18 protein-coding genes are annotated in these 19,688 nt (G+C 61.9%); 16 read left to right on the top strand and 2 right to left on the bottom strand.

Annotated elements, in window-relative coordinates:
• The first annotated feature begins 255 nt into the window (after positions 1 to 255).
• From puuE to MRBLPB4O_RS20055, 7 genes are all read left to right on the top strand, one after another.
• Positions 256 to 1,182: an allantoinase PuuE gene (gene puuE, locus MRBLPB4O_RS20025; protein ID WP_016488363.1), complete on the top strand. Its 927-nt coding sequence runs from the start codon at positions 256 to 258 to the stop codon at positions 1,180 to 1,182.
• Positions 1,182 to 1,697 (top strand): 2-oxo-4-hydroxy-4-carboxy-5-ureidoimidazoline decarboxylase, encoded by a 516-nt coding sequence (gene uraD / locus MRBLPB4O_RS20030; protein WP_016498613.1) that lies wholly within the window; start codon positions 1,182 to 1,184, stop codon positions 1,695 to 1,697. The genes puuE and uraD overlap by 1 nt, the downstream gene beginning before the upstream one ends.
• 49 nt (positions 1,698 to 1,746) lie before the next feature.
• Positions 1,747 to 2,250, top strand: a complete 504-nt coding sequence (locus tag MRBLPB4O_RS20035; RefSeq protein ID WP_016488365.1) for an ureidoglycolate lyase — start codon at positions 1,747 to 1,749, stop codon at positions 2,248 to 2,250.
• Between the two features lie 43 nt (positions 2,251 to 2,293).
• A complete protein-coding gene (locus MRBLPB4O_RS20040) occupies positions 2,294 to 3,622 on the top strand; it encodes a urate hydroxylase PuuD (protein ID WP_341796388.1) in 1,329 nt (442 codons plus the stop codon).
• 213 nt (positions 3,623 to 3,835) lie between these two features.
• Positions 3,836 to 5,191, top strand: coding sequence for a nucleobase:cation symporter-2 family protein (locus tag MRBLPB4O_RS20045; protein WP_012273436.1), 1,356 nt, complete (start codon positions 3,836 to 3,838; stop codon positions 5,189 to 5,191).
• Positions 5,192 to 5,331: 140 nt separating this feature from the next.
• Positions 5,332 to 6,117: an outer membrane protein OmpK gene (locus MRBLPB4O_RS20050; RefSeq protein WP_023047851.1), complete on the top strand. Its 786-nt coding sequence runs from the start codon at positions 5,332 to 5,334 to the stop codon at positions 6,115 to 6,117.
• 355 nt (positions 6,118 to 6,472) lie between these two features.
• Complete coding sequence (locus tag MRBLPB4O_RS20055) at positions 6,473 to 7,255, top strand: outer membrane protein OmpK (protein ID WP_341796389.1); 783 nt, start codon at positions 6,473 to 6,475, stop codon at positions 7,253 to 7,255.
• A 150-nt stretch (positions 7,256 to 7,405) separates the two neighbouring features.
• On the opposite strand, the gene MRBLPB4O_RS20060 is transcribed toward MRBLPB4O_RS20055, so the two are convergent.
• Positions 7,406 to 8,320 (bottom strand): DUF808 domain-containing protein, encoded by a 915-nt coding sequence (locus MRBLPB4O_RS20060; RefSeq protein ID WP_341796390.1) that lies wholly within the window; start codon positions 8,318 to 8,320, stop codon positions 7,406 to 7,408.
• 132 nt (positions 8,321 to 8,452) lie between these two features.
• Here MRBLPB4O_RS20060 and MRBLPB4O_RS20065 point away from each other — a divergent pair, with 132 nt between their 5' ends.
• Entirely contained in the window at positions 8,453 to 9,064 is a 612-nt protein-coding gene (locus tag MRBLPB4O_RS20065; RefSeq protein ID WP_010955036.1) for a TetR/AcrR family transcriptional regulator, read from the top strand.
• Positions 9,065 to 9,209: 145 nt separating this feature from the next.
• Here MRBLPB4O_RS20065 and MRBLPB4O_RS20070 read toward each other — a convergent pair whose 3' ends face one another.
• Positions 9,210 to 9,650, bottom strand: coding sequence for a heme-binding protein (locus tag MRBLPB4O_RS20070; RefSeq protein WP_063423152.1), 441 nt, complete (start codon positions 9,648 to 9,650; stop codon positions 9,210 to 9,212).
• Between the two features lie 257 nt (positions 9,651 to 9,907).
• Here MRBLPB4O_RS20070 and gcl point away from each other — a divergent pair, with 257 nt between their 5' ends.
• The 8 genes from gcl (at position 9,908) to MRBLPB4O_RS20110 (ending at position 19,595) form a co-directional block, all read left to right on the top strand.
• Positions 9,908 to 11,683, top strand: coding sequence for a glyoxylate carboligase (gcl, locus tag MRBLPB4O_RS20075; RefSeq protein WP_016498605.1), 1,776 nt, complete (start codon positions 9,908 to 9,910; stop codon positions 11,681 to 11,683).
• Positions 11,684 to 11,737: 54 nt separating this feature from the next.
• Positions 11,738 to 12,520: a hydroxypyruvate isomerase gene (hyi, locus tag MRBLPB4O_RS20080; protein ID WP_049273327.1), complete on the top strand. Its 783-nt coding sequence runs from the start codon at positions 11,738 to 11,740 to the stop codon at positions 12,518 to 12,520.
• Between the two features lie 151 nt (positions 12,521 to 12,671).
• Complete coding sequence (locus MRBLPB4O_RS20085; RefSeq protein ID WP_016498603.1) at positions 12,672 to 13,565, top strand: 2-hydroxy-3-oxopropionate reductase; 894 nt, start codon at positions 12,672 to 12,674, stop codon at positions 13,563 to 13,565.
• Between the two features lie 177 nt (positions 13,566 to 13,742).
• Positions 13,743 to 15,017 (top strand): glycerate kinase, encoded by a 1,275-nt coding sequence (locus MRBLPB4O_RS20090; RefSeq protein ID WP_341796391.1) that lies wholly within the window; start codon positions 13,743 to 13,745, stop codon positions 15,015 to 15,017.
• Positions 15,014 to 16,429 (top strand): pyruvate kinase, encoded by a 1,416-nt coding sequence (gene pyk / locus MRBLPB4O_RS20095; RefSeq protein WP_341796392.1) that lies wholly within the window; start codon positions 15,014 to 15,016, stop codon positions 16,427 to 16,429. The genes MRBLPB4O_RS20090 and pyk overlap by 4 nt, the downstream gene beginning before the upstream one ends.
• A 210-nt stretch (positions 16,430 to 16,639) precedes the next feature.
• Complete coding sequence (locus MRBLPB4O_RS20100; protein WP_341796393.1) at positions 16,640 to 17,512, top strand: urea transporter; 873 nt, start codon at positions 16,640 to 16,642, stop codon at positions 17,510 to 17,512.
• A gap of 45 nt (positions 17,513 to 17,557) precedes the next feature.
• Complete coding sequence (locus MRBLPB4O_RS20105; protein WP_341796394.1) at positions 17,558 to 18,379, top strand: ion transporter; 822 nt, start codon at positions 17,558 to 17,560, stop codon at positions 18,377 to 18,379.
• A gap of 217 nt (positions 18,380 to 18,596) precedes the next feature.
• Entirely contained in the window at positions 18,597 to 19,595 is a 999-nt protein-coding gene (locus MRBLPB4O_RS20110; RefSeq protein ID WP_341796395.1) for a sulfate ABC transporter substrate-binding protein, read from the top strand.
• Positions 19,596 to 19,688 lie beyond the last annotated feature (93 nt).

The following is a 19,688-nucleotide window of genomic DNA, read 5'->3' on the forward strand; positions in this document are numbered from 1 at the left end:
GCATTTCCTGCCCCTAAACGACCCATCGGTCGCAAATACAGGCAGCATAACGAGGCAAACGTCATTAGCTGACCAATCAGGCAGGTTTCTTGCACTGTATTTCCAGGTCGCCGCGCGGCGACAAAAGGGAAGAAATGCGGAAAAACAGGCTTACAAAAGATTTCAGAAGTTGTATACAATCAGCCCATCCGGTGGTGCGACATACCGACGCGGCCCGCCCACCACCCGCACTAACGCACAAGAAGGAAGACTGCAGTGAGCGCTGACTACCCTCGCGACCTGATCGGTTACGGCAACAACCCTCCTCACCCGCAATGGCCGGGCAACGCTCGCATCGCGCTGTCTTTCGTCCTCAATTACGAGGAAGGCGGCGAACGCAACATCCTGCACGGTGACAAAGAGTCCGAAGCCTTCCTGTCCGAGATGGTCGCTGCCCAGCCGCTGCAGGGCCAGCGCAACATGAGCATGGAGTCGCTGTACGAATACGGCAGCCGTGCTGGCGTGTGGCGCCTGCTGAAGCTGTTCAAGGACAGCGGCGTGCCATTGACCGTCTTCGCCGTGGCTATGGCCGCCCAGCGCCACCCCGACGTGATCCGCGCCATGGCCGAAGCCGGCCACGAGATTTGCAGCCACGGCTACCGCTGGATCGACTACCAGAACATGGACGAGGCCCAGGAGCGCGAGCACATGCTCGAAGCCATCCGCATCCTCACCGAACTCACCGGCGAGCGCCCGGTGGGCTGGTACACCGGCCGCACCGGCCCGAACACCCGCCGCCTGGTGATGGAAGAAGGCGGGTTCCTGTACGACAGCGACACCTACGACGACGACCTGCCCTACTGGGAGCCGAACAACCCCACCGGCAAGCCGCACCTGGTGATCCCCTACACCCTGGACACCAACGACATGCGTTTCACCCAGGTACAGGGTTTCAACTGCGGCGAGCAGTTCTTCCAGTACCTGAAAGACGCCTTTGATGTGCTGTACGCCGAAGGCGCCGAAGCGCCGAAAATGCTCTCCATCGGCCTGCACTGCCGCCTGGTCGGCCGCCCGGCACGGCTGGCTGCACTCAAGCGCTTCGTCGATTACGCAAAAAGCCATGACCAGGTCTGGTTCGCCCGTCGCGTGGATATCGCCCGCCACTGGCACGCCACCCACCCGTACAAGAAAGAGAACGCCTGATGACCGCCTTCAACACCCTCAAGCCCTCCGCCCTGAGCCGTGACGCCTTCGTCGAGGCCTTCGCCGACATCTACGAGCACTCGCCGTGGGTTGCCGAAAAAGCCTACGACCTGGGCCAGTTGGGCGAGCTGGACGAGATCGAGGCGCTGCACCAGCGCATGAGCGACATCCTGCTCAGCGCCAACCACGCCGACCAGCTGGCGCTGATCAATGCTCACCCGGACCTGGCCGGCAAGGCCGCCATCCAGGGCGAGCTGACCGAATCGAGCACCAACGAACAAGCCGGCGCCGGTATCCACCAGTGCACCGCCGAAGAGTTCGCCCGCTTCACCGAGCTGAACGACGCCTACAAAGCCAAGTTCCAGTTCCCGTTCATCATGGCGGTCAAGGGCAGCAACCGGCACCAGATCCTCGCCGCCTTTGAAAAGCGCATCCACAACGATGCAGATGCCGAATTCAAGGAAGCCCTGGCGCAGATCAACCTGATCGCCCTGTTCCGCCTGCTGCAGTTGTAAGCGACAGCCGAACCTTTTTCAGTACAACGAACATATAAGAGAGACCCGCATGCGCACCCTGATGATCGAGCCCCTGACCAAAGAAGCCTTCGCCCAGTTCGGAGACGTGATCGAAACCGACGGCAGCGACCACTTCATGATCAACAACGGCTCGACCATGCGCTTCCACAAGCTCGCCACGGTCGAGACCGCCGAGCCCGAAGACAAGGCGATCATCAGCATCTTCCGCGCCGACGCGCTGGACATGCCGCTGACCGTACGCATGCTGGAACGCCATCCGCTGGGCAGCCAGGCTTTCATCCCGCTGCTCGGCAACCCCTTTCTGATCGTGGTCGCGCCCGTTGGCGATGCACCTGTATCAGGCTTGGTCCGCGCCTTCCGCAGTAATGGCAGGCAGGGCATCAATTACCATCGCGGCGTTTGGCACCACCCGGTGCTCACGATCGAAAAGCGGGATGATTTCCTGGTGGTTGATCGCAGTGGTTCTGGCAACAACTGCGATGAGCATTACTTCACCGAGGAACAGATGCTGATCCTCAATCCCCACCAATAAGAAAAGGTCGATCATCATCAGGTGATCGGCAGAGGTACATACTGTGGAAGCACACCTTCACGAATGGCTGAACCTGAGCATTCGCTGGGTTCACATGATCACCGGTGTCGCCTGGATCGGTGCATCGTTCTACTTCGTCTGGCTGGAGAACCACCTGAACCGAAGCAACCCGCGCGATGGGTTGTCGGGTGATCTCTGGGCAATTCACGGCGGTGGTATCTACCACCTGGAGAAATACAAGCTCGCACCCCCGAAAATGCCCGAGAACCTGCACTGGTTCAAATGGGAAGCCTACTTCACCTGGATGTCCGGTATCGCCCTGCTGTGCGTGGTGTTCTACTGGAACCCGGCCCTTTACCTGCTGGCCCCTGGCAGCAGCCTGAGCGGTGCCGAAGGCGTGGCCATCGGTATCGGCTCGCTGATCGCTGGCTGGTTCATCTACGACTTCCTGTGCGACTCGCCCCTGGGCAAGAAGCCAGCGCTGCTCGGCGGTGTACTGTTCGTGCTGATCATCGCCGCCTGCTGGGGCTTCAGCCTGGTGTTCAGCGGCCGTGGTGCATACCTGCACACCGGCGCGATCATCGGCACCATCATGGTCGGTAACGTGTTCCGCATCATCATGCCGGCCCAGCGCCAGCTGGTGGCGGCGATCGAGAACAACCAGACGCCCGACCCGGTGCTGCCGGCCAAGGGCCTGCTGCGCTCGCGCCACAACAACTACTTCACCCTGCCGGTGCTGTTCATCATGATCAGCAACCATTTCCCGAGCACCTACGGTAGCCAGTACAACTGGCTGATCCTGGCCGGTATCGCAGTAGCCGCGGTTCTGATCCGCCACTACTTCAACACCCGCCACGACAGCAACAAGTACGCCTGGACCCTGCCGGTCGGCGCCTTGGCGATGATCTGCCTGGCCTACGTCACCGGTCCGAAACCGATGGCCGTAAGCCCTGAGCAAGCGGCAGCGAAGGTCGAGTACCAGCCGCTGCCTGCGACTGCCGTCGGTGGCAAGACCGCTGCCGAGCAGCGCGCCGAGGACGCCGCCAAGGCTGCCGAAGCGCCGGCTGCACCCGCGCAAGCACCGGCCCAGGCCGCTGCCCAGGCCGGCGGTGGCGACTTCGACAAGATCCACAATGTCATCCAGGAACGCTGCACCGTGTGCCACTCGTCCAAGCCGACCAGCCCACTGTTCAGCGCCGCCCCTGCCGGCGTGATGTTCGACACCCCGCAGCAGATCCAGGCCCAGGCCGCGCGCATCCAGGCGCAAGCGGTCGCCAGCCAGATCATGCCGCTGGGCAACATCACCCAGATGACCACCGAAGAACGCAAGCTCGTCGGCGACTGGATCGCCAAAGGTGCCCAGGTCAATTGAAACACCCTCCTACAAGGCGACTGAGTCCCCTGTAGGAGCGGCCTTGCGCCGCGAAGAGGCCGGTTAACCCGGCCTCAAACTTGAAGATTCACGCAACAAGCAAGCATCGAGCGTTCAACTGCAAGCGGGAACCCCGGTCTCTCTTCACCGAGAAACTGCCGCTTGGAGCTTGCCGCTTGGATCCGAGAATAAAAACAAAACTCGAGGTGCTGCATGTCCGAGTCACGCAAGGCGTATATCCCCATTGCGCCGCCGCGCGAACCCTTGCCCTTGTTCCAACTGATCCTGGTTGGCCTGCAACACGTTCTGCTGATGTACGGTGGCGCGATTGCCGTGCCGTTGATCATCGGCCAGGCCGCTGGGTTGTCCCGTGAAGAAGTCGCTTTCCTGATCAACGCCGACCTGCTGGTCGCTGGCGTCGCAACCATCATCCAGTCGTTCGGTATCGGCCCGGTGGGCATCCGCATGCCGGTGATGATGGGTGCCAGTTTCGCTGCCGTCGGCAGCATGGTGGCCATGGCCGGCATGCCCGGCGTGGGCCTGCAGGGGATCTTCGGGGCGACCATCGCCGCCGGGTTCTTCGGCATGCTGATCGCGCCGTTCATGTCCAAGGTCGTACGTTTCTTCCCGCCGCTGGTCACCGGTACGGTGATCACCTCGATTGGCCTGTCGCTGTTCCCGGTGGCGGTCAACTGGGCCGGTGGCGGCCATGAAGCTGAAACCTTCGGCTCGCCGATCTACCTGCTGGTGGCCGGCCTGGTGCTGGCGGTCATCCTGCTGATCAACCGCTTCATGCGTGGCTTCTGGGTCAACGTATCGGTGCTGGTGGGCATGGGCCTTGGCTACATCCTGGCCGGCTCCATCGGCATGGTCGACCTGTCTGGCCTGAAAGACGCGCCGTGGTTGCAGGTGGTAACCCCACTGCACTTCGGCATGCCGACCTTCAGCCTGGCGCCGATCCTGTCCATGTGCCTGGTGGTGGTGATCATCTTCGTCGAGTCCACCGGCATGTTCCTGGCCCTGGGCAAGGTGACTGATCGCGAAGTTACGCCAGGGATGCTGCGTCGCGGCCTGCTGTGCGATGCCGGTGCATCGTTCATTGCCGGCTTCTTCAACACCTTTACCCACTCCTCGTTCGCCCAGAACATCGGCCTGGTGCAGATGACCGGGGTGCGCTGCCGCTTTGTCACCATCGTGGCCGGTGCACTGCTGATCCTGCTGAGCCTGCTGCCCAAGGCGGCCTTCCTGATTGCCTCGATCCCGCCTGCAGTACTGGGCGGCGCGTCCATTGCCATGTTCGGCATGGTCACCGCCACCGGGATCAAGATTCTTCAGGAGGCGGACATCGGCGACCGCCGCAACCAGCTGCTGGTGGCGGTGAGCGTCGGCTTCGGGTTGATCCCCGTGGTGCGTCCGGAGTTCTTTGCCCAGATGCCGCAGTGGATGGAACCCATCACCCACAGTGGTATCGCCATGGCCACGGTCAGTGCCCTGGTGTTGAACGTGCTGTTCAACATCCTTGGTGGCGCCGACCGCGCGGTGCACAACGACGCGTGTCACCAGCATTGAGCCAAACGGGGCGGCGCATTGCCGCCCCTTACTCACATCTGCAGTAACCGCTACGCCGTCGACCCGCCGGAATGGGTCGCCCGGGGCGCCTGCGCGCCAAAAAAACCGCCAACAAAAACAATAAGTCCGGGAATCACAACATGAAGCGCATCACCACGTCCCTGTTGTTGGGCAGCAGCCTGCTGGCCACCCTACCCTCGCATGCAGGCGAATGGCTGCAATGGCATGGCGAAAGCCTGACCTACCTGTATGGCAAGGACTTCAAGGTCAACCCTGATATCCAGCAGACCATCACGTTCGAGCACGCCAACAAATGGAAGTACGGCGACACCTTCATGTTCGTCGACAAGATCTTCTACAACGGCAAGGCCGACGCCAGCAAAGGCGTGACCACCTACTACGGCGAGTTCAGCCCGCGCCTGTCGTTCGGCAAGATCTTCGACCAGAAGCTTGCCTTCGGCCCTATCAAGGACGTGCTGCTGGCGATGACCTACGAGCGCGGCGAAGGCGACAACGAAGCCTACCTGATCGGCCCCGGCTTTGACCTGAACATCCCCGGCTTCAACTATTTCACCCTCAACTTCTACGTGCGCAACACCGAGGGCAGCCGCCCCGGTGACAACGTCTGGCAGATCACCCCTGGCTGGTCGTACACCATCCCCGTGGGCAGGTCTGACATTCTGATCGACGGTTACATGGACTGGGTCCCCGACAACGACCAGACCCGCCGTGGCACCTATCACGCCAACCTGCACTTCAACCCGCAGGTCAAATACGACTTGGGCAAGGCGCTGAACCTGGGCGCCAAGCAGCTCTACGTGGGCTTTGAGTACAGCTACTGGAAGGACAAATACGGCATCGACAGCCGCGGCAACCTGGAAAGCAACCAGAGCGTCGCCAGTGCCCTGATCAAAGTGCATTTCTAAGAAACTGACCAAACGCACAAGTTTGAACCACCCCGCTCCAGGACGGAGCACTTGAGGCGCGGCGCGCAAGCCAGTAATCTGCGCGCCCCCTCGATCAGGGCAGAACGGATTCTGCCTGCGTTTACTGACCGCTCAGTCAATGAATACGGGCGGTTGGCCAACGTGTTGCCAGCCTGAAAGACCCTTTTCATCCGTTCAGAACGAAGTCGAGCAGGAAGGTTTTGCCAACCCGGAAAAGTTGGCTCAACCCTTGCCAAACAGCTGTGGCCTATCGAAAAAAGCTGACTCGCAAGACAACAAAAAAGCGCCAATACCGAGCGCTGACAACAGATCAATCAAGGGAGCGACACTCGCAATGCGTACCATCAACAGCCTGATCCTCGCCGGCGGCCTGCTGGCCTGTGGCACGACCTACGCCGACGACCTGCTGCAATGGCAGAACAACAGCCTGACCTACCTGTGGGGCAAGAACTTCAAGGTCAACCCGGCGATTCAGCAAACCGTCACGTTTGAACACGCCGATGGCTGGAAGTACGGCGACAACTTCGTCTTCGTCGACAAGATCTTCTACCAAGGCCAGAAAGACGCCGGCAATGGCCCGAATACCTATTACGGTGAAATCAGCCCACGCCTGTCGTTCAACAAGATCTTCGATCAGAAGGTGGAGTTCGGCCCGGTCAAGGACGTGCTGCTGGCGATGACCTACGAGTTTGGCGAGGGTGACACCGAGTCGTACCTGATCGGCCCAGGGTTCGACCTGGCCATTCCCGGCTTCGACTACTTCCAGCTGAACTTCTACAACCGCACCACCGACGGCAGCCGCGCCGGCGACAACGTATGGCAGATCACCCCGGTATGGTCGTACACCATCCCGGTGGGCGATTCCGACGTGCTGATCGACGGCTTCATGGACTGGGTGGTGGACAACGACGAGAACCGCCGCGGCACCTACCACGCCAACCTGCACTTCAACCCGCAGATCAAGTATGACCTGGGCAAGGCATTGCACCTGGGCGAGAAGCAGCTGTATGTGGGTGTGGAGTACGACTACTGGAAGAACAAGTACGGCATCAAGGACAGCGATGCCTTTACGACTGACCAGAACACCATGAGTTTCCTGGTCAAGGTTCACTTCTGACCTAAGCAGGCCCCGTGGGAGCGGGCTTGTCCCGCGAACACCGGCGCAGCCGGTGCCATGCACCGCGAGGCCCCCTTCGCGGGACAAGCCCGCTCCCACAATGATCACCGTTTCCTACGCAAACCGGGGCAAAGCCCCGGCCATGCAACCTTATGTGGCAGGCCGGATCGCCCGCCACAATTTGCCGGCAACCGCCACCACCGCCAGCACCACGCCACCGGCCAGCACCCCGGCTACGCCATTGAGCAGTGCCCCGGTCAACGCCCCGCCACGCCCCTCGCTGAACGCCTCGATGGCATGATGCAGCGGCTCGATGCCATGCACCAGAATGCCGCCACCGACCAGAAACATCGCCGCCGTGCCGATCACCGACAGGCTCTTCATCATGTAGGGCGCAGCCCGCAGGATGCCGTTGCCGACGGCCTGGGTCAGGCTCGATGCCTTTTGGGTCATCCACAACCCCAGATCATCGAGCTTGACGATGCCCGCCACCAGCCCGTAAACGCCGATGGTCATGACGATGGCGATGCCCGACAGCACGATGATCTGCTGGCTCAGCGGCGCATCGGCCACGGTACCCAAGGTGATGGCGATGATTTCCGCTGACAGGATGAAGTCGGTGCGCACCGCGCCCTTGATCTTGGTTTTCTCGAACGCCACCAGGTCGACATTGGCGTCAGCCACGGCTTCCTTACGGGCATTGTGCTGCGCGTCGTCCTCTTCCTTGCTGTGCAGGAACTTGTGCGCCAGCTTCTCGAAGCCTTCGAAACACAGGTAGGCGCCACCGATCATCAACAATGGCGTAACCGCCCACGGAATGAACGCACTGATCAGCAGCGCTGCCGGCACCAGGATTGCCTTGTTGACGAACGACCCCTTGGCCACCGCCCACACCACCGGTATTTCGCGCTCGGCACGCACACCGGTAACCTGCTGGGCGTTCAGCGCCAGGTCATCGCCCAGCACACCTGCTGTTTTTTTTGCCGCGACCTTGGTCATTAGCGAGACGTCATCAAGCACCGTGGCGATGTCGTCGATCAGTACCAGTAGACTGCTTCCTGCCATGTTTGCCTGTATCCAGATAGGTGTGTGCCACGGATTCTAGCCCAAAGCCGCTGCCTTGAGCGCCCGTCGAGCGCGGTGCTACCATGCCCGATCCCTCTTAGAGGTGGCCAGACACGAGGAAGATCCCTGACCATGAGCACCATTCGCGAGCGCAACAAGGAATTGATCCTGCGCGCGGCCAGCGAGGAATTCGCCGACAAGGGCTTCGCCGCCACCAAGACCAGCGATATCGCGGCCAAGGCCGGCCTGCCCAAGCCGAACGTGTATTACTACTTCAAGTCCAAGGACAACCTCTACCGCGAAGTCCTGGAAAGCATCATCGCGCCAATCATGCAGGCGTCGACGCCATTCAATGCCGACGGCGACCCCAAGGAAGTGCTGAGTGCGTACATTCGTTCGAAGATCCGCATTTCGCGCGACCTGCCGCACGCCTCCAAGGTGTTTGCCAGCGAGATCATGCACGGCGCCCCGCACCTGTCGCCCAACCAGGTGGAGCAGCTGAACGAGCAGGCCCGGCACAACATCGAATGCATCCAGCGCTGGATCGACCGCGGGCAGATTGCCCATGTGGACGCGCATCACCTGATGTTCAGCATCTGGGCGGCGACCCAGACGTATGCCGACTTTGACTGGCAGATTTCTGCGGTGACCGGCAAGGCCAAGCTGGCCGACAGCGATTATGACGCGGCGGCCGAGACCATCATTCGCATGGTCTTGAAAGGCTGTGAGCCTGAAGCAGCCTGACAGGGCCAGTGGGGCTGCTTCGCAGCCCATTCGCGGCACAAGGCCGCTCCTACAGGACATCGCGATCGCAGGTCAAACGCGATCCCCTGTAGGAGCGGCCTTGTGCCGCGAATGGGCCGCAAAGCGGCCCCGGCTATCTTGAGCGTTACGCCGCTACCCCGGCATCCGCCTTCAACCCCACCTCCTCGATCGCACTGATCGCACACTGCTCGTCGATATCCGACGTATCGCCGCTGATCCCCACCGCACCCAGCACCTTGCCGTCCTGATCACGGATCAGCACACCACCCGGTGCCGGCACCACCGGCCGTTCACCCATCCCGTTCAACGCGGCAAAAAACGCCGGACGCTGCTGCGCGTCCAGCGCCAGCAGCCGCGATCCCTTGCCCAGGGCAATCGCGCCCCAGGCTTTGCCAGTGGCAACCTCAGGGCGGATAAGGCTTGCGCCATCCTCACGCTGTAGCGCCAGCAGATGCCCGCCGGCATCCAGCACCGCCACGGTCAGTGGCGCGGCATTGATGTTGCGGCCCGCCGCCAGTGCGGCATTTACCAGGCTGACAGCGACTTTCAGGTTCAAGACGTTCATGGAAAGGTCCTCTTCTTGTTGTGAGAAGCCCTGAGGGCAGTTGAAAACTGATAGAGCAAATAGAACACAACGAAAGGCACTTTTGTATACAATATTTTGAAACGATCGTATGCGATGGCGCAAATAGCCGTTTTCACGGCCGCTTTGACGAAACCCGGCCTACCCGATGAAAACCCATTGACCTGAGCCGCCAGCCGTGAATACACTCTGTCGCAAAGCAAGTTGTATACAATTACAAAATCGATGAGGCACAACCCATGAGCAAAATGAGAGCAATCGATGCAGCCGTTCTGGTCATGCGCCGTGAAGGTGTAGATACCGCGTTCGGCATCCCAGGGGCTGCCATCAACCCGTTGTACTCGGCCCTGAAGAAAGTCGGTGGCATCGATCACGTCCTCGCTCGCCACGTCGAAGGTGCCTCGCACATGGCCGAGGGCTACACCCGTGCCAACCCGGGCAACATCGGCGTGTGCATCGGCACTTCCGGCCCAGCCGGCACCGACATGGTCACCGGCCTGTACAGCGCCTCGGCCGACTCCATCCCGATCCTCTGCATCACCGGCCAGGCCCCGCGTGCACGCCTGCACAAAGAAGACTTCCAGGCCGTCGACATCACTAGCATCGTCAAGCCGGTGACCAAGTGGGCGACCACCGTTCTGGAGCCAGGCCAGGTGCCTTACGCCTTCCAGAAGGCCTTCTATGAAATGCGCACCGGCCGCCCAGGCCCGGTACTGATCGACCTGCCGTTCGACGTACAGATGGCCGAAATCGAATTCGACATCGACGCCTACGAGCCGCTGGCCGTCAACAAGCCGTCCGCCACTCGCGTACAGGCTGAAAAAGCCCTGGCCCTGCTCAACGACGCCGAGCGCCCGCTGCTGGTCGCCGGTGGCGGCATCATCAACGCCGATGCCAGCGACAAGCTGGTCGAGTTCGCCGAACTGACCGGCGTGCCGGTAATCCCGACCCTGATGGGCTGGGGCACCATCCCGGACGACCACGCCCAAATGGTCGGCATGGTCGGCCTGCAGACTTCGCACCGCTACGGCAACGCCACCCTGCTGAAATCCGACCTGGTGTTCGGTATCGGTAACCGCTGGGCCAACCGCCACACCGGCTCCGTCGATGTCTACACCGAAGGCCGCAAGTTCGTGCACGTCGACATCGAACCGACCCAGATCGGCCGCGTATTCACCCCGGACCTGGGTATCGTTTCAGACGCCGGCAAGGCACTGGACGTGTTCCTGGAAGTGGCCCGCGAGTGGAAAGCCGCTGGCAAGCTGAAAGACCGTGCTGCCTGGCTGGAAGATTGCCAACAGCGCAAAGCCACCCTGCAGCGCAAGACCCACTTCGACAACGTGCCGGTCAAGCCGCAGCGCGTATACGAAGAAATGAACCAGGTATTCGGCAAGGACACCACCTACGTCAGCACCATCGGCCTGTCGCAGATTGCCGGCGCGCAGTTCCTGCACGTGTACAAGCCACGCCACTGGATCAACTGTGGCCAGGCCGGCCCGCTGGGCTGGACCATCCCTGCCGCACTGGGTGTTGTCAAAGCAGACCCTAAACGCAAGGTTGTGGCGCTGTCGGGTGACTACGACTTCCAGTTCATGATTGAAGAACTGGCAGTGGGTGCGCAGTTCAACCTGCCGTACGTCCACGTGCTGGTGAACAACGCCTACCTGGGCCTGATCCGTCAGGCGCAGCGTGGCTTCGACATGGATTACTGTGTACAACTGGCGTTCGAGAACATCAACTCGACCGACGCCGCCACCTACGGTGTCGACCACGTTGCAGTGGTCGAAGGCCTGGGCTGCAAAGCCATTCGCGTGTTCGAACCGGCCGAGATCGCCCCAGCCCTGCTCAAGGCGCAGAAGATGGCCGAAGAGTTCCGCGTGCCGGTGGTGGTCGAAGTGATTCTCGAGCGTGTGACCAACATTTCCATGGGCACCGAGATCAACGCGGTCAACGAGTTCGAAGACCTGGCGCTGGTCGGCAACGACGCGCCAACCGCCATCTCGATGCTGGACTGATCGCCTGACGCCCCCAGGCACGCCCTGGGGGCCTTCATCGCAAGGAGACAACTCATGCCTCGCTTCGCTGCCAACCTGTCCATGCTGTTCACCGAACAGGACTTCCTGGCCCGCTTCAAGGCTGCCGCCGACGCCGGTTTCAGTGGCGTCGAATACCTGTTCCCCTACGACTTCAGCGCTGCAGAAATCAAGCAGCAGCTGGAAGCCAACGGCCTGACCCAGGTGCTGTTCAACCTGCCTGCCGGCGACTGGGCCAAAGGTGAGCGCGGTATCACCTGCCACCCCGACCGTATCGAAGAATTCCGCGCCGGTGTCGACAAGGCCATCGAGTACGCCAAGGTGCTGGGCAACACCCAGGTCAACGCCCTGGCCGGCATTCGCCCACAAGGCCCGGACTGCGCCACCGTGCGCAAGACCTTCGTGGAGAACCTTCGCTACGCCGCCGACAAGCTCAAGGCCGCCGGTATCCGCCTGGTCATGGAAATGATCAACACCCGCGACATCCCGGGCTTTTACCTGAACACCACCCAGCAGGCCCTGGAAATCCAGGCCGAAGTGGGCAGTGACAACCTGTTCCTGCAGTACGACATCTACCACATGCAGATCATGGAAGGTGACCTGGCTCGCACCATGGAAACCAACCTGCAGCTGATCAACCACATCCAGCTGGCCGACAACCCCGGCCGTAACGAGCCTGGTACTGGCGAGATCAACTACCGCTTCCTGTTCGAGCACCTGGACCGCATTGGCTACCAAGGCTGGGTGGGCGCGGAGTACAAGCCCAAGACCACCACCGAGGCGGGCCTGGGCTGGCTGAAAACCCACAACGCAATCTGAGGAACAACTCGGGACCCTGTGGGAGCGGGCATGCCCGCGAACACCGGCATAGCCGGTGCCATCCACCGAGTCGCCTGTTTCGCGGGCATGCCCGCTCCCACAGGGGCCGCGGCTTGCTTGAGACATCACAAATACAAAGAGGCACATTCTCATGGCTAAAATCGGTTTCATCGGCACCGGCATCATGGGCAAGCCCATGGCCCAAAACCTGCAAAAAGCAGGTCACAGCCTGTTCGTTTCCACCCACCACGACGCCGCGCCAGCTGACCTGATCGCCGCCGGTGCAGTGGCCCTGGCCAACCCGAAAGAGGTTGCCCAGGAAGCCGAATTCATCATCGTCATGGTGCCGGACACCCCGCAGGTGGAAGCCGTACTGTTCGGTGAAAACGGCGTGGCTGAGGGCGTAGGCCCGAACAAGATCGTGATCGACATGAGTTCGATCTCCCCTACCGCCACCAAAGCGTTCGCTGAAAAAATCAAGGCAACCGGCGCAGCCTACCTGGACGCCCCGGTGTCCGGTGGTGAAGTCGGCGCCAAGGCCGCGACCCTGAGCATCATGGTCGGTGGCTGCCCTAAAGCCTTCGAGCGCACCCTGCCGCTGTTCGAAGCCATGGGCAAGAACATCACCCGCGTGGGTGGCAACGGTGACGGCCAGACCGCCAAGGTCGCCAACCAGATCATCGTCGCCCTGAACATCCAGGCCGTCAGCGAAGCACTGCTGTTCGCCGCCAAGAACGGCGCCGACCCGGCCAAGGTGCGTGAAGCACTGATGGGCGGCTTTGCTTCGTCGAAAATCCTCGAAGTACACGCCGAGCGCATGATCAAGGGCACCTTCGACCCAGGCTTCCGCATCAACCTGCACCAGAAAGACCTGAACCTGGCCCTGCAAGGCGCCAAGGAACTGGGCATCAACCTGCCCAACACCTCCAATGCCCAGCAAGTGTTCAACACCTGCCAGGCCCTGGGTGGCGGCAACTGGGACCACTCGGCGCTGATCAAAGGCCTGGAACACATGGCCAACTTCTCGATCCGCGGCGACAAGTAAGTTGTAGACCTTACCGGCCTCTTCGCGGCGGTTCGGCGCGAAGAAGCCAACACTGCTGAACCTGCGACCACAGGTTCAGCGGTAGCACCGAGCAACACCCGCCCCTGGTTCGGCCTGCACGGAGGCAGTTCCAGGGGCGTTTTGATTCTGCAGAACAACAATAATTGGGAGCCTGCCATGTCGGTCGATCCGCAAAAAATTCTCCGCGAGCTGTTCGACACAGCCATCGCTGCCGCCCACCCCCGCCAAGTCCTCGAACCCTACCTGCCCGCCGACCGTAGCGGCCGGGTCATCGTCATCGGCGCCGGCAAGGCCGCAGCCGCCATGGCCGAAGTGGTCGAAAAAAGCTGGCAGGGCGAAGTTTCCGGCCTGGTCGTGACCCGTTACGGCCACGGCGCCAACTGCCAGAAGATCGAAGTGGTCGAAGCCGCCCACCCGGTACCGGATGCCGCCGGCCTGGCCGTGGCCAAGCGCGTGCTGGAACTGGTCAGCAACCTCAATGAAGACGACCGCGTCATCTTCCTGCTGTCTGGCGGTGGTTCCGCCCTGCTGGCATTGCCGGCCGAAGGCCTGACCCTGGACGACAAGCAGCAGATCAACAAGGCACTGCTCAAATCCGGTGCCACCATCGGCGAGATGAACTGCGTGCGCAAGCACCTCTCGGCGATCAAGGGCGGCCGCCTGGCCAAAGCCTGCTGGCCGGCCACGGTCTACACCTATGCCATTTCCGATGTACCGGGCGACCTCGCCACCGTGATCGCCTCCGGCCCCACCGTGGCCGACCCGAGCACGTCGGCTGATGCCCTGGCCATTCTGAAACGCTACAACATCGAAGCGCCCAAAGCAGTCATCGACTGGCTGAACAACCCGGCCTCGGAAACCGTCAAGGCCGATGACCCGGCCCTGGGCCGCAGCCACTTCCAGCTGATCGCCAAACCCCAGCAGTCGCTCGAGGCCGCCGCAGTCAAAGCCCGACAGGCTGGTTTCAGCCCGCTGATTCTCGGCGACCTGGAAGGCGAGTCGCGCGAAGTGGCCAAGGTACACGCCGGTATTGCCCGGCAGATCGTCCAGCACGGCCAGCCATTGAAGGCACCCTGCGTGATCCTGTCCGGCGGCGAAACCACCGTGACCGTACGCGGCAATGGCCGTGGCGGGCGCAACGCCGAGTTCCTGCTCAGCCTCACTGAAAGCCTGAAAGGCCTGCCGGGCGTATACGCGCTGGCCGGCGACACCGACGGCATCGACGGCTCGGAAGAAAACGCCGGTGCCTTCATGACCCCGGGCAGCTACGCCCGTGCCGAGGCCCTGGGCCTGTCGGCCAGCGACGAGCTGGACAACAACAACGGCTATGGCTATTTCGCCGCGCTGGATGCGCTGATCGTCACCGAGCCGACCCGCACAAACGTCAACGACTTCCGCGCCATCCTGATCCTCGAGACTGCCCAACCATGACGCCTGATAAAAAAGTAAAGATCCTCGCCACCCTCGGCCCTGCGATCAACGGCATCGACGACATCCGCCAGCTGGTCGAAGCCGGGGTGAACATCTTCCGCCTCAACTTCAGCCACGGCGAACACGCTGACCACGCCCTGCGCTACCAGTGGATCCGCGAAGTGGAGCAGCAACTGAACTACCCGCTGGGCATCCTCATGGACCTGCAAGGGCCGAAGCTGCGCGTGGGCCGCTTTGCCGAAGGCAAGGTGCAGTTGCAACGCGGCCAGGCGCTGCGCCTGGACCTGGACAAGACCCCGGGCGACAGCCGCCGGATCAACCTGCCACACCCTGAAATCATCGCAGCCCTCGAGCCCGGCATGGACCTGCTGCTGGACGATGGCAAGCTGCGCCTGCGCGTCACCGCCAAGCACAACGACGCCATCGACACAGAAGTGCTGAACGGTGGCGAGCTTTCCGACCGCAAGGGTGTCAACGTACCGCAAGCAGTACTCGACCTCTCCCCACTCACCGAAAAAGACCGCCGCGACCTGGCCTTTGGCCTGGAACTGGGCGTGGACTGGGTGGCCCTGTCGTTCGTACAGCGCCCGGAGGACATCGTCGAAGCGCGCCAGCTGATTGGCGATCGCGCCTACCTGATGGCCAAGATCGAGAAACCCTCGGCGGTCGAACAACTGCAAGCCATTGCCGAACTGGCAGACGCGATCATGGTGGCGCGTGGTGACCTGGGCGTGGAAGTGCCGGCCGAAAGCGTGCCGCAAATCCAGAAGCGCATCATCAACACCTGCCGCCAGCTGGGCAAACCGGTGGTGGTTGCCACGCAGATGCTCGAGTCGATGCGCTTCTCGCCGGCGCCGACCCGTGCCGAAGTCACCGACGTGGCCAACGCCGTGGCCGAAGGTGCCGACGCGGTCATGTTGTCGGCCGAGACTGCCTCGGGTGACTACCCGCTGGAAGCCGTGCAGATGATGAGCAAGATCATCCGCCAGGTGGAAAACGGCCCTGACTACCAGGCCCAGCTCGACGTTGGCCGGCCGAAGGCCGAGGCCACCGTGTCGGACGCCATCAGCTGCGCCATCCGCCGCATCAGCGGCATCCTGCCGGTGGCGGTGCTGGTCAACTACAGCGAGTCGGGCGCCTCGACCCTGCGCGCTGCACGCGAGCGGCCACGGGCACCGATCCTCAACCTGACGCCGAACCTGAACACCGCGCGCCGCCTGAGCGTGGCCTGGGGCGTGCATTCGGTGGTCAACGACCGCCTGCGCCAGGTGGACGAGGTGGTTTCCACCGCCCTGGAGATTGCCCAGGCGCAAGGCATGGCCAGCCGTGGCGACACGCTGCTGATCACCGCCGGTGTGCCTTTCGGCAAACCGGGGTCGACTAACACGCTGCGGATCGAGACTTTGATATGAGATTGCCGGGGGCGCTTTGCGCCCCATTCGCAGCACAAGGCTGCTCCTACAGAGACCGCGTAGCCTGAGAAGCTCGCGATTCCTTTGTAGGAGCAGCCTTGTGCTGCGAATGGAGGGCGCAGCCCTCCCCGTACACCGATCTACCTGAACTGCGGAAAACCGAGGCCCAAAGAGGCCCACCGCTCCCCCATCAACCTCACTGACTGCCCCATGTACACCAAAAATTTCGTCAACCCGTGCCCTGACTGGGCCACGGCGTTACTCAACGGCTTCAGCCAGGTGCTGCTGCTGCGCAACCCCCTGTGCGGCCTGTGCTGCCTGCTGGCCATTCTGCTGACCGCGCCCAACCTGGTCGGCGGCGCCCTGCTCGGCGCCCTGGCCGGCCTGCTCACCGCCCAGGCCCGTGGCTACGACCGCACCGACCGCCAAGCCGGGCTGTACTGCTACAACGGCGTGCTGATCGGCATCCTGATCAGCGCCGTGCTGCCCTGGTCGGTCATATTGCCCCCCCTGATCATCGCCGCCGGCGGCCTGTCCAGCATCATCACCCACCAGTGGCGCAAGCGCGGCGGCAAGTTGCTGGTCGCCTACACCGCGCCATTCGTGCTGCTGGGCTGGGGCACCCTGCTAGTCGTCAGCCCCTCGCCCAGCGGCTTCGTCGAAGCCGACCCGCTGTACGCATTGGCCCGAGGCGTGGGCCAGATCTTCCTGCTCGACCAGCCTCTGGCCGGCTTGCTGATCATCCTCGGCATGTTCATCGCCAACCCCTATGCCGCTATGTGGGCGGTGATCGGCTCGGCCATCGGTGGAGGCGTGGCGTTGATTGCCGACCAGGCGCAGGCAGCATGGCTGGGTTTGTATGGTTTCAACGCCGCGCTGGCGGCAGTGGCCTTCAGCAGGCAAGGTGAAAAACCCTGGGTGACGCTGCTGGCCATCGCCCTGGCCCTGTTGCTGCAACCGCTGTTCAAGCTGCTGCCCGTGCCGGGCCTGACCGCGCCCTTCGTCGCCGCCTGCTGGCTGATGCACCTGGGCAGCCACCTGGCTCAGCCCAGGCAGCGCAACGCCAGCCGCTTGCACAGCTGAAATGCAACCCCTAGGCTCAGCCCATCGCTTTTTTGGAATGAGCCAATGAATAATCCTGCGAGCCTGCGCGAGCGGCTCTTCGTCATCGTCTTCCAGTCCGATACCGTGGCAGGAAGACGCTTCGACAAAATCCTCCTGCTGATAATCCTGGCCAGCTTGGTCACCGTCATCCTCGACAGCATCGACGAAGTGCACCAAGGCTACGCCGGCCTGCTGGCCGGCATCGAGTGGGGCTTTACCGCGATATTCCTGGCCGAGTACATCACCCGCCTGTACTGCTCGCCGAAGCCCTTGCGCTACGCCTTCAGCTTCTACGGCCTGGTCGACTTGCTGGCGATTGTGCCGGGGATCATCGCCCTGTACTACAGCGACGCCCAGTACCTGCTGATCATCCGGGTGATACGGATGCTGCGGATCTTCCGCGTGCTCAAGCTCAGCCCGTACCTCAAGCAGGCCAACTACCTGATGGAGGCGCTGCGCGGTAGCAAGCAGAAGATCATCGTGTTCCTGGTCAGCGTATCGACCCTGGTAACGGTGTTCGGCACACTGATGTACGTGATCGAAGGCCCGGAACATGGCTTTACCAGCATCCCCAAAGGTATTTATTGGGCCATCGTTACCCTGACCACGGTGGGCTTTGGCGACATCGTGCCAAAGACGCCGCTTGGGCAGGTGCTGTCGTCGCTGGTGATGATTACCGGTTACTCGATCATTGCCGTGCCGACCGGCATCTTTACCGCCGAACTGGCCAATGCCATGCGCGGGGAGCAGTTGCAGCATGATTGCCCGACGTGTCAAAAAAAGACGCATGAGCATGGGGCGGCGTTCTGTTCCCGGTGTGGGAATGGGCTTTTTCCCAAACAATGATGCTGCCTGTATTAGCCCTTTCGCGGGCACGCCCGCTCCGACAGGTACCGTGCAATTTTCAGCTTTGTGGTGATCCTGTGGGAGCGGGCGTGCCCGCGAAGAGGCCGGGACTGGCAACGGCATAACCAAAGTGTTTTTTGTTCTTTAACCCGCTTCAAGCCACCCGCTATAGTCGCTGGCAATCTGCCCCAAAACCCTTCAAGAACAAGGAAGCAAAGTGAAAAAACTCTTCACCGCCTCGCTGCTCGCCGCAGGCCTGGCCCTGGGCAACCTCGCCCAGGCCGCCCCCACCCTGCTGAACGTTTCCTACGACGTGATGCGCGACTTCTACAAGGACTACAACCCGGCCTTCCAGAAGCACTGGGAAGCCGAGCACAAAGAGAAGGTCAACGTGCAGATGTCCTTCGGCGGTTCGAGCAAACAGGCGCGTGCAGTGATCGATGGCCTGCCGGCCGATGTCATCACCATGAACATGGCCACCGACATCAACGCCCTGGTCGACAATGGCAAGCTGGTGCCGGACAACTGGGTAACCCGCCTGCCGAACAACAGCGCGCCGTTCACCTCGGCCACTGTGTTCATCGTGCGCAAGGGCAACCCGAAAGCCCTGAAAGACTGGCCCGACCTGCTCAAGGACGGCGTGCAAGTGATCGTGCCCAACCCGAAAACGTCGGGTAACGGGCGCTACACGTACCTGTCGGCCTGGGGCTATGTGCTCAAGCAAGGCGGTGACGAGAGCAAGGCCCGCGATTTCGTCGGCAAGCTGTTCAAGCAGGCCCCGGTGCTGGACACCGGTGGCCGTGCCGCCACCACCACCTTCATGACCAACCAGATTGGTGATGTGCTGGTCACCTTCGAGAACGAAGCCGAGATGATCGCCCGCGAGTTCGGCCGCGACCAGTTCGAAGTGGTTTACCCAAGCGTGTCTGCCGAAGCCGAGCCCCCTGTCAGCGTGGTCGACAAGGTCGTGCTGAAGAAAGGTACCCAGGCTGTGGCCGAGGAATACCTGAAGTACCTGTGGTCCCCAGAAGCCCAGGAGATCGCCGCCAACAACTACCTGCGCCCGCGTGATGCCACGGTGCTGGCCAAATACACCGACCGTTTCCCTAAAGTGGACTTCCTGTCGGTAGAGAAGACCTTTGGTGACTGGCGCACCGTGCAGAAGACCCACTTCAACGATGGTGGGGTGTTTGACCAGATCTATACCGGTCAATAACTGATGCAGGCAGGTACTGCACAATGCCCGAGGCGTGTGCAGTACCTGTGGGAGCTGGCTTGCCGGCGATAGCGCCAGTCGTTTTGACACACC

This window comes from Pseudomonas sp. LPB4.O, from assembly GCF_038383825.1.
GTDB lineage: Bacteria > Pseudomonadota > Gammaproteobacteria > Pseudomonadales > Pseudomonadaceae > Aquipseudomonas > Aquipseudomonas putida.

What these genes read in the sequence shown, in the direction of transcription:
- MRBLPB4O_RS20045 (WP_012273436.1), top strand. Translation starts at nt 3,836, where the DNA reads ATGTCCGAGTCACGCAAGGCGTATATCCCCATTGCGCCGCCGCGCGAA.
- MRBLPB4O_RS20070 (WP_063423152.1), bottom strand. Translation starts at nt 9,650, where the DNA reads ATGAACGTCTTGAACCTGAAAGTCGCTGTCAGCCTGGTAAATGCCGCA.
- MRBLPB4O_RS20050 (WP_023047851.1), top strand. Translation starts at nt 5,332, where the DNA reads ATGAAGCGCATCACCACGTCCCTGTTGTTGGGCAGCAGCCTGCTGGCC.
- MRBLPB4O_RS20090 (WP_341796391.1), top strand. Translation starts at nt 13,743, where the DNA reads ATGTCGGTCGATCCGCAAAAAATTCTCCGCGAGCTGTTCGACACAGCC.
- uraD (WP_016498613.1), top strand. Translation starts at nt 1,182, where the DNA reads ATGACCGCCTTCAACACCCTCAAGCCCTCCGCCCTGAGCCGTGACGCC.
- gcl (WP_016498605.1), top strand. Translation starts at nt 9,908, where the DNA reads ATGAGCAAAATGAGAGCAATCGATGCAGCCGTTCTGGTCATGCGCCGT.
- hyi (WP_049273327.1), top strand. Translation starts at nt 11,738, where the DNA reads ATGCCTCGCTTCGCTGCCAACCTGTCCATGCTGTTCACCGAACAGGAC.
- pyk (WP_341796392.1), top strand. Translation starts at nt 15,014, where the DNA reads ATGACGCCTGATAAAAAAGTAAAGATCCTCGCCACCCTCGGCCCTGCG.
- MRBLPB4O_RS20100 (WP_341796393.1), top strand. Translation starts at nt 16,640, where the DNA reads ATGTACACCAAAAATTTCGTCAACCCGTGCCCTGACTGGGCCACGGCG.
- MRBLPB4O_RS20055 (WP_341796389.1), top strand. Translation starts at nt 6,473, where the DNA reads ATGCGTACCATCAACAGCCTGATCCTCGCCGGCGGCCTGCTGGCCTGT.
- MRBLPB4O_RS20035 (WP_016488365.1), top strand. Translation starts at nt 1,747, where the DNA reads ATGCGCACCCTGATGATCGAGCCCCTGACCAAAGAAGCCTTCGCCCAG.
- MRBLPB4O_RS20060 (WP_341796390.1), bottom strand. Translation starts at nt 8,320, where the DNA reads ATGGCAGGAAGCAGTCTACTGGTACTGATCGACGACATCGCCACGGTG.
- MRBLPB4O_RS20065 (WP_010955036.1), top strand. Translation starts at nt 8,453, where the DNA reads ATGAGCACCATTCGCGAGCGCAACAAGGAATTGATCCTGCGCGCGGCC.
- MRBLPB4O_RS20085 (WP_016498603.1), top strand. Translation starts at nt 12,672, where the DNA reads ATGGCTAAAATCGGTTTCATCGGCACCGGCATCATGGGCAAGCCCATG.
- MRBLPB4O_RS20105 (WP_341796394.1), top strand. Translation starts at nt 17,558, where the DNA reads ATGAATAATCCTGCGAGCCTGCGCGAGCGGCTCTTCGTCATCGTCTTC.